The organism is Staphylococcus equorum (assembly GCF_029024965.1).
Taxonomy (GTDB): Bacteria; Bacillota; Bacilli; order Staphylococcales; family Staphylococcaceae; genus Staphylococcus; species Staphylococcus equorum.
The window spans coordinates 2,022,782-2,031,997 of sequence record NZ_CP118982.1 but is presented as its reverse complement, the minus strand read 5'-3'; the positions used below and the strand labels follow the sequence as shown (position 1 = coordinate 2,031,997).

General features: G+C 29.1%; 13 protein-coding genes. 10 read left to right on the top strand and 3 right to left on the bottom strand.

The window, feature by feature from the left end:
• Nucleotides 1–80: 80 nt before the first annotated feature.
• Nucleotides 81–671, bottom strand: a complete 591-nt coding sequence (locus PYW44_RS09835; RefSeq protein WP_021339884.1) for a hypothetical protein — start codon at nt 669–671, stop codon at nt 81–83.
• 282 nt (nt 672–953) lie between these two features.
• Between PYW44_RS09835 and PYW44_RS09830 the strand changes: the two genes are divergently transcribed.
• The 3 genes from PYW44_RS09830 to PYW44_RS09820 all read left to right on the top strand — a co-directional run bounded on the left by PYW44_RS09830 (nt 954) and on the right by PYW44_RS09820 (nt 3,384).
• Entirely contained in the window at nt 954–1,175 is a 222-nt protein-coding gene (locus PYW44_RS09830) for a hypothetical protein (protein ID WP_021339885.1), read from the top strand.
• Between the two features lie 416 nt (nt 1,176–1,591).
• Nucleotides 1,592–2,617 (top strand): DUF418 domain-containing protein, encoded by a 1,026-nt coding sequence (locus PYW44_RS09825; RefSeq protein ID WP_021339886.1) that lies wholly within the window; start codon nt 1,592–1,594, stop codon nt 2,615–2,617.
• 41 nt (nt 2,618–2,658) lie between these two features.
• Entirely contained in the window at nt 2,659–3,384 is a 726-nt protein-coding gene (locus PYW44_RS09820; protein ID WP_021339887.1) for a CPBP family intramembrane glutamic endopeptidase, read from the top strand.
• Nucleotides 3,385–3,549: 165 nt separating this feature from the next.
• Here the strand turns inward: PYW44_RS09820 and PYW44_RS09815 are convergent, their stop codons facing one another.
• The gene (locus PYW44_RS09815; RefSeq protein WP_002508233.1) at nt 3,550–3,861 is read right to left on the bottom strand and encodes a hypothetical protein; all 312 of its coding nucleotides are present in this window, start codon (nt 3,859–3,861) and stop codon (nt 3,550–3,552) included.
• A gap of 516 nt (nt 3,862–4,377) precedes the next feature.
• Here PYW44_RS09815 and PYW44_RS09810 point away from each other — a divergent pair.
• The 7 genes from PYW44_RS09810 to PYW44_RS09780 all read left to right on the top strand — a co-directional run bounded on the left by PYW44_RS09810 (nt 4,378) and on the right by PYW44_RS09780 (nt 8,584).
• Nucleotides 4,378–4,896, top strand: a complete 519-nt coding sequence (locus tag PYW44_RS09810; RefSeq protein WP_021339888.1) for a DNA topology modulation protein — start codon at nt 4,378–4,380, stop codon at nt 4,894–4,896.
• Between the two features lie 524 nt (nt 4,897–5,420).
• On the top strand, nt 5,421–5,831 hold the full coding sequence (locus tag PYW44_RS09805) for a CHAP domain-containing protein (RefSeq protein WP_021339889.1): 411 nt from the start codon (nt 5,421–5,423) through the stop codon (nt 5,829–5,831).
• Nucleotides 5,832–6,059: 228 nt separating this feature from the next.
• The gene (locus PYW44_RS09800; RefSeq protein WP_230456616.1) at nt 6,060–6,215 is read left to right on the top strand and encodes a hypothetical protein; all 156 of its coding nucleotides are present in this window, start codon (nt 6,060–6,062) and stop codon (nt 6,213–6,215) included.
• Nucleotides 6,216–6,394: 179 nt separating this feature from the next.
• Nucleotides 6,395–6,577 (top strand): hypothetical protein, encoded by a 183-nt coding sequence (locus PYW44_RS09795; RefSeq protein WP_021339890.1) that lies wholly within the window; start codon nt 6,395–6,397, stop codon nt 6,575–6,577.
• 203 nt (nt 6,578–6,780) lie between these two features.
• Entirely contained in the window at nt 6,781–6,972 is a 192-nt protein-coding gene (locus PYW44_RS09790) for a hypothetical protein (protein ID WP_031266130.1), read from the top strand.
• A gap of 190 nt (nt 6,973–7,162) precedes the next feature.
• Nucleotides 7,163–8,047, top strand: a complete 885-nt coding sequence (locus PYW44_RS09785; RefSeq protein ID WP_115076023.1) for a PhzF family phenazine biosynthesis protein — start codon at nt 7,163–7,165, stop codon at nt 8,045–8,047.
• 132 nt (nt 8,048–8,179) lie between these two features.
• Nucleotides 8,180–8,584 carry a hypothetical protein gene (locus tag PYW44_RS09780; RefSeq protein ID WP_021339893.1) on the top strand — a complete coding sequence of 135 codons (405 nt, stop codon included), beginning with the start codon at nt 8,180–8,182 and terminating at the stop codon, nt 8,582–8,584.
• 69 nt (nt 8,585–8,653) lie between these two features.
• On the opposite strand, the gene PYW44_RS13405 is transcribed toward PYW44_RS09780, so the two are convergent.
• Nucleotides 8,654–9,127, bottom strand: coding sequence for a DUF1648 domain-containing protein (locus tag PYW44_RS13405; RefSeq protein ID WP_021339894.1), 474 nt, complete (start codon nt 9,125–9,127; stop codon nt 8,654–8,656).
• Nucleotides 9,128–9,216 lie beyond the last annotated feature (89 nt).

Here is a 9,216-nt window from a genome sequence, read left to right as displayed (position 1 = left end):
TGTTTATGAGTATTAATTATAAGTTGAATTAACTCATTGATTTTAAATAAAAAGATGCATTTGCCAAATGCATCGTAAAATTAATTCATTTCACTATTCATAATTGCAGATACTTGATCGTTGTACTCTTTTTGTGGTAAACCTTCAAAATCTTTTTGTCTAGTTAATTCTTCTATTTGCATTTGAGCATCTTTGGACATGCCTTCAGTAGAGAAATCGCCATTTGGTAATCTATTTAAATCAATTTCTCTTCTTTGTTGCTCTTGTGTCGGTTGTTCATTAGCCATAGGAGCTTGTTCTTGTGACTGAGCAGGAGTTTGTTGTGATTGTTCTTGAGACTGAACAGGCGCTTGTTGTGTTTGTTGTTGTGATTGGGCCGGCTGTTGTGTAGATTGTTGTTCTTGTGTATTCACTTGTTCTTGAGGTTGAGCTTCTTCAGTACTTTCATCTTGTGTTGCTACTTCTTCAGATGATTTGTCGTCTGATTTTTGTTTTTCATCTGACTTATCTTTTTCTTCATCTGACCCTTTATCTGAATCCTTATCATCTTTCTTACTTTCTTTATCTTCAGATTTAGTTTCTTTTGTGTCGTCTAACTTACTTTCTTCTTCATTCCCACATGCAGCCAATACTAAAAAGCTTGCTAGAAATAAAAACAATAACTTCTTCATTTATGCATCCCCCTAAAAAATAATTATATAACTTAATTGTACTATACTTAAAAATGAATAGTGAAACTAAATTGTTAAGATTAAGTTAAGTATCTTTATAAGTCTAGTGGGGCAGTTTTAAATTATGTTGCAATTAGATACCCTTAATTACTATAAAAACCATTAATTGTTATACGATTATATAACAATTAAATTGTATAATTAATAATAAATTTTGATTATCAAGTAAAAAATTACATTTTGATGTATAATGAAGGTAATGAAGAAAAGGAGATTTATAAAATGAATATAAATATAGTAACTGATTTATTGAAAGAAGAAAACGTTGTGAGTATAGATTTATTATTGGTAACTGGTAAATTAGAACGTGCTAAAGAAATTGATGTTGATAAATCATCCGAGAATTTATTGTTTGTGACAAAACCAAAAAATAAAGTAATTAATTTAAATCATGTTGTTAAAATAGAAACTGTACTTAAATTTGAAGGTAATGTCACTTTTTAATAATTACCTAACACAAGTATGAAAATGAATATGTACAAAGTGCAACGACTTACGTTGTTTTTGTGATTTTTATATTTTAGACACAGCTAGAAATACAATGTGAGTCATGATTTAGCAACACCTATAGCGGTATTAAATGAAGTAATTAACTCCCGCAGACGTTAGATTATAAGGCTAAGCCATTGTGGCTTAGTCTTTTTAGTTTGTGTTGATTTAGTATTGTCGAATATAAGCTTGTTGAAGTACGGTGCCGTATACAAAATAATCTTTTTGTTGTAAGAAGCGGTGTGTTTTTAAATTTAATGAAATGAAGTGTGACAATAATGTAAGTTGTATTAATACCCGCCTTTGTTAAAATTATCTTTGGCTTAATGAAAGTCAACTTTAAAAAAAGATATTTAATTTAGGAGGATAATATGAACGAGAGCGTAAAATACAATAGAATTTCAGAATTAGATTATATGAGAGGCTTTGCCTTACTAGGAATAATTCTAACTAATATAATTTCAATATTTGTCTTGCCAGCACCAAGTAACTACGATCAGGCTAGTTATTTAAAGTTCATTGATTTTTTTGTTGAAAGTAAATTTTTTACAATATTTACATTTTTATTTGGAGTCGGATTTTATATATTTATTCGCAATGCTAAAGCAAAACAATTAAATAGTAATATCGTATTTATAAGAAGGTTAGTAATCTTAGCGTGTTTCGGTATATTGCATCAAATGCTTCAACCAGGAGAAGCGTTACTATTATATTCAATCATTGGCTTGATCTTATTGCCTTGTTTTTATTTTAAAAGGTCTATCAATTTAGCCATTGGCTTAATATTATTGGCTATTTGTTTATATATAGGTAGTAAAACAATATTACCGATACCATATTTCATATTAGGACTGGCAGCTGGTCAATTTAATATTTTTGAGAATATTAAGACTAAAGTGTTAATTGTAATAGTAAGTGCTTCAGGTGTGATGTCTGCATTAAGTTGGATTTTGCTAAATAAGTCATATGTATTTCCTACATATAAATTTTTAGAAGATAGTTCGAACAATGAATTGATTAATAAATATATTCAAAATAAAGATTTGTATGATCAATTAATCGTTGTTACTAGTCCATTTATAGCGTTATTTTATGTCTCTCTATTATTATTAATTATAAAAGTACGAAGCTTTGCTAAAATCTTAAGCCCATTACGATTATATGGAAGAATGGCGCTTACAAATTATGTAGGACAAACTTTATTAATTTGGCTGGTTATATTATGTGTGGATAGTGATCAAGTAGATTATATGGATACTTTATGGATCTGTATTGCAATCTATATTTTACAATTGTTATTCACAAGTATTTGGCTGAAATACTTTAAATATGGCCCATTGGAATATATATGGAGAATGGGAACTTATTGGAAATGGTTTAGCTTGATAAAAAAATAGGTTGAGTTTTTAAAATTACACTAACGAGAGAGTGGAATAAGATGAAAAATAAAAGAAAGAAAGCTTTAGTTTTTGTATTGATTATTACGTTAATTATGGCATTAGCTATGTCAACAATGCATTATATTTTTGGCTATAATTATGAGAATTCGGAAATGGTTAAAGTATTGATTTACTTTGAAATTATTATGAGTATGCTTTCCATATTTATGTATAAAAAACTTTTCTCAACACAAAAATTATTTAACATACGGCTTTCTTTTTGGTTTTTACCTCTTATTATTCTAATCATAATTACATTGGTTGTATTTTTTATAAATGGAGATTTTACCGGCAAAATACCAATGGTTTCTTTAATATTAGTAACAACACTTTTAGTTGGTGTTAGTGAAGAAGTAGTATTTAGAGGTATAGTGTTGGAAACATTTTTACAAAAGGGCGGAATAGTAACAGCTATTTTAGTTAGTGCGATATTATTTTCCTTATTTCACGCAGTTAATATTTTTGGCGGATCATCAATAGGTGAAGTGATAAACCAAATGATTGGGGTATTTTTAGGTGGAATAGTGTATGCTTGCCTCTCAATAAATTTAAAGAGCTTTATACCACTTATTATATATCACTGTTTATGGGATTTTCTAATCTTAAGTAATGAAATAGTTAGTGCTAATATTGAAGTGTTTATTTTCATTATAGGAACATTAGAATTTATTATTTTAATTCCAATATTTATTTACACAGTCATTAAATTTAATAAAGGGGCTTAAATAAAGTTAATAGGGAATGAACATTGCGCAAAGAGGCTGAGACATGTGATATGTCCCAGCCTCTACTACTTGTTATGATATTTAAAAAACAGAAATAGAATAATGTTAATTTATACTAGTGAAAGATGGAAATATACAGGGGTTACGAGGTTAACCTGTGATTGTTTAATCAAACTCTATTTCGTATAATGATTCGTTTATTTGTTCGTACAGCTCATATTTTTCTAAATAATCAATCCATACATCATTCGGTTTCTTTTCTCTTTCTTCAACTAAAGATTTAATTTTTTCATATATACCTTTCATCAAATCTTTATACATCGCATTTGCTGCTCTTTCTATTTTTGCCTCTGACCAGCGCTTTTTCGGTGGACGTCTTTTATCCTTTTCTAGTTGATAGTTGATAGCTTTGTCGTAAAAGCTATCTAACGCTGGTAATTTATCTTCTATATGTGCTTGAAATTCGTTTAAATTCATAAATATTCTCCTCTTTTAAAAAACAACGTTCTACATAATTCTAACAATAATAGGGTAAATTAAATACCTGATGAATAATTCATTTATTTTATAATGGACTGAATTGTTATTGAATAACCCAGTATCTGGACTAATTGATTATTAGAATAATATTTGTCAGTTGATAGTGCTATCACTATTAAGTATACCAGTCTATTCATGCTATTTAGTTACTTTTCTATAAGTTTCTAATTTTTTCTTGGTCAATAGGTTCATTTTTAAATGTATGAATTTAAACATTGATATTCGTTATTCCTACTGAACATGTAGCATGTTTAGTAAATGAATCTATTTTAATATTATTTTCTTAAGTATCAGTGGTAATGTTAAATATAAAGAGTTGAGCGTTTTACATATGATTTAATCAATAAACTACATGAATTATACTGTAATGAATATAAGTAACTGCTAAGAATGAAAGCAATCAAATTATTGTATAGTGAATGAAACTCATTTAAATAGATTGGTGGTAAATATATGGAGAAAATAATGGTTATCGGGTCTTCGGGTTCTGGAAAATCAACGTTATCAAGACAACTAGGTCATACTTTAAATATACCTGTTTTTCATTTAGACGTATTATTTTGGAAACCTAATTGGGTTATGACAAGTTCTGAAGAACAAAAAGAAATTCAAAAAACATTATTGCAAAAAAAGAAATGGATTATTGATGGAAGTTATACTGGTATCTTAGATGAAAGATTAAATGCTGCAGATAGTGTGATACTTTTAGATTTGCCAAGAAAAATTTGTTTTTATAGAGTTTTTAAGAGATTGTTTAAAAATATTGGTAAGACTAGAATTGATATGGGCAAAGATTGTAAAGAAAGGATCAATCTCACATTTTTAAAATATATTTGGAATTTTCCTAAGCACAGAAAACCATATTTATTACAAAAAATTAAGGCAAATAAAAACGATAAAAAAGTATTTGTTTTAACCAACATTAAAGAAATTGAACAATTTAGAATGAATGTGGAAAAGAACGACTTTTAAATCTAAAAATTACTATGGATTGTTTTTAAACTGTTACAGAAATCGTAGAGGCTTGGTCTGACGCCTTCCTAGTTGATGAAGTATTAGCCGAAGACTACAGGCAGTTTCTGTGATTGCTCAAAGTATGTACAAAAAACGTTGGCAAATTTGGATTCTTTGAGACGCCTTAATTAAGGTGTCTTTTTTTGATTATTGAGATAACTTTATAATGAAATTAATTTGAATATTACAGATTAACCAAAAAAATTAAAATGGAATTAATATTAGTGTAATCGGCAATTAAAAACCACATGATATATTATTCTAAGATTGAATTATTTTACACTTTAGCTTACAAGTCAATGACAATATTGCTTGTATAGTTTATTTAGTAAAATAACACTTAGAAGGGACGATTTATAATTAAACGATACATATATATTTTTTCATTTTTTATTATAGGCGTTTTAAGCATATTAGGATTTACACATTTAAACACTGCATCCGCTGCGACGGCTGCAACTCAAGAGGAATCCATAAGTCATATGAACACGTTAGAAGGTAAGGGATGGGATTATGATGATGAATATGGCTGGCAATGTTTTGATTTAGTGAATGAGCAATGGGATTATTTGTATGGTCACGGATTAGAAGGTGACTATGCAAAAGAAATTCCAACTAAAAATAACTTTGAGGGTGAAGCCACGGTATATAAAAATTATGAGGGCTTCCAAGCACAAGCTGGAGATATCGTTGTATTCAATGATGAATTTGGCAGTGGTGCAGGTCACACAGCAATCGTTACGGAAGGTAATTATAATGGCGCTAGTGATAAATTTGAATCATTAGATCAAAATTGGGATGGCGGTGGCGCTGAAAAAACAGAAGTAGCTCACAGAGTAGTACATGATTATGAAACTGAAATGTGGTTTATACGTCCTCATTATGTTCAATAAATTAATTCATGATTAATACGTTTGTTTATCATTGGAACGGTTAATCAAAATTATGCACAAGAGTATCTTGATATAAATAACTCCACATTATGTTGCAACCCTAACTCATTAGGTGGATAATAGAGTTAACGTATGAGAACCATAAAATATTAATTAGGGTGACAACACATGAGTGATGTATATGTATTCATAATAGAATGTAGCGATGGTAATGTTTATCGTGAGTATGTGGAGAATATATGGAAAATTGATAAGGCATTAGCACTTAAAAGATTTGAAAAAGGAATTCATAGATATAATTACTTTTATCTAAAAGATTGTGATAGCTATGTAAATGTAGCGAAGATTACTTCTATAAAGATTGATGATGCACACAACACTTGATCAATTACTCATTCTTATTTAATTAATAAAAAGTTAACAGATTATAATTTAAGGCGAGCGCAACGTTGCGTTAGCCTTATTTTTATATCTGAAAAGTGTAAAAAGGCGGTTTACGATACTAAATATAAATAATAGAATGGTCTAGTGTAGTATTTTGGAGATTTAGTGAGGGATTATAAATGTTATTATATGTTAAGGCTCTTGGGATGAGCATCTTAATTGGGATTTTAATCTTCTTATTAATGTTTATAGGCACAGGAAAAGATCAACTGCTTGGTAGTGTGATTATGGCACTATTAGGCTTTTTTGGAAGTTTTATTTCTTTCTTGTATGAAAAAAAGCATAATAGGGAGTCTAAATAGATTAATAAAAAAATAAATAGAAGGTAATCTAGTTGTTTAAACAAGTTTGGCTCGACTTCACGTATCCACGCTTGAAATTGATACTCTATTTATTTTCTTCTAATCTAAGTGTGACATTTGAGAAGTTAACTGTTTTAACAGTTGCTTCTTTTTTTGTTTACAAACAAGAACAAGTGTTCTATTATATCTTTGAGGTGATAAATATGGAGCCAAATTTAAATTGGAAAAAAGATTTTCAAGAATTCCAAGAAATACTAAATTCTGGCATTAATCCTGAATGGTTATATAGTGCTAAAGCGAATATGATATTGAACCCTGCATATACTGGAGAAGGTAGACAATTCTTTTTTACAAAAGATATTATGAAAGCGAGTAAAACAATTCCATTCTTTTAATGTAGTTAATGCTATTAATATCTAAAAATGATTAAAAAAATATTGCTTTAAGTAATATTAATATAGATATAAAGTTAAACGCTAGGTAGACATAGATACCTAGTGTTTTTTCATTTTCTGATTTTCAGTTTTTTGGAGGCATGATACGCTTATAAAAACTATTAAGTTACAGAAAAATGGAGGATTATAGATGAAATCAATAAAAGTGTATCATTATGATGCTTTTAGTAAAAAGCCAAATAAAGGTAATCCTGCTGGAGTTGTTTTAAATGGAGATGACCTAACAGAAACGGAGATGCAAGACGTTGCTTTTAAAGTAGGGTTTAATGAAACAGCTTTTCCAATAGCATCTGATAGAGCAGACCTTAGAATACGCTATTTTTCACCAAAACAAGAGATGGAACTTTGTGGCCACGCAACAATGGCAACCATTTATGCGTTAAAGACAAACGGATGGTTAGAAAATAAAAAAGAGCTAACTATTGAAACCAATGCAGGGGTCTTACCGATACGTATTACAAAGAATGAGCAAAAGGAAATACATATAACAATGAAACAAGCATTACCACAATTTAAAAAATTTGAAGGATCTACATATGATTTAGCAAAAGCAATTGGCATTGAAGAAGTGGATTTTGACGATGAGCTACCCATAATGTACGGTAGCACTGGGGCATGGACACTTTTAATACCTATAAAGTCACTTGATATTTTTAATAAAATGGAACCAAATAATAAGGTGTTTTCTTCAATTTTAAATGAAATACCAAACGCATCGGTACATCCATTTTGCCTTGAAAGTTATTATGAAGAAGCGGATATGCATGGTCGTCATTTTTCTTCAACTTTTTCAGGAACAATAGAAGATCCGGTTACTGGCACTGCTTCAGGTGTAATGGGGGCATATTTTGCCAAGTATATAAAAAAAGAGTCTGATATGCCTATCAATCTTATTGTAGAACAAGGACAAGAAATGAATAAGGATGGCCAGATGATAGTGAATGTTGCAGAAAATAACGAAATCGAAATAACTGGCAATGCTGTTTACGTAAAAGAAATTGATATATCATTTTAGAAATTAAGCGTTTTTTTAAAAGTATGTGCAGAACTTTATGCTTTATAACAATAGTGAACAGATACTTTTGTATTTGCTATATGGGTATAGTAAAGTTAGTTTAAATGAGATATTTAGAGAGGTTGGATAACTATGGATTTAAATAATGTCATAAATACCTATAAAGTAATACTCTCGAATGCTTCTACAACAAGTAAAAATGATAAACGAAGAAACGGTGTAGATAAAATAATTGGACTGTTTATTAAAAACCCTGAAACGAAAAGTGAAGGGTTAAATTTTCTGGAAAGTTTAGATACAGAAACATTCTATAATTTACTTAGTGCTTGGGATATAGGTCGAAGTGTCCTCACAGCGCCAGACTGTTTGAATGATGATATCAGGATTAATGGAGGCAAGACAAATTTAATGAAAGAAAATGTTAAAACATTAAAAAATAATTTACCTATCCAATATGAAGCAGCCATCTATTTTAAAGATAAAGACTGTATTTTTGTAAAACAATGTCTCATAGCATTTCAGAAAGAGTTTATATAATAATATAAACACCACTTAAAAGACGAGGAATAACTCTTTTAAGTGGTGTTCTACTATAAGTAGTAAACTTTAGAAATATTTGTGTTTGTAGCACTTGTAGAGGTGCAAAATAATTGTAGAAAAAATGACTACTAAAATGATGACAAATTGAAATATACCTATATCAATATTTCCGCCAGTAGCGTTATATACGTCTTTAATACCCATGAAAGATAGAAGCGTGGATAACTCGAAATTTAATATAGTAATGAATCTTCTATTGAAATTTATAGCGTCTTTGGATATTGTTTTATTCTCAAAAGTGGATTTAAAATTTTCGAATTTTACGTAATACTTAAATAAGAGATACATGAAAATCCATAAAGCTAAAATTATTATTGGAAGAAGGAATATTTCTTTTTTGTATCCCCACGCATCTGGGTTACTATATAAATCAAAGTGCACAGGTACTTTCTCTGGCAAACTATTGTAATTAATAGAAGTATATAAAAAAAGTAAAATAATAAAAATTAAACCAGTGAAATTCAAGGTTTTGTTGATCATGATATGTCCTTTCAAAATTGGAAGATTCGGTACTAATGTCGCATTATGAAGAAATTGCTCATAAAAAAGAACCAAATGCTTTTATAACA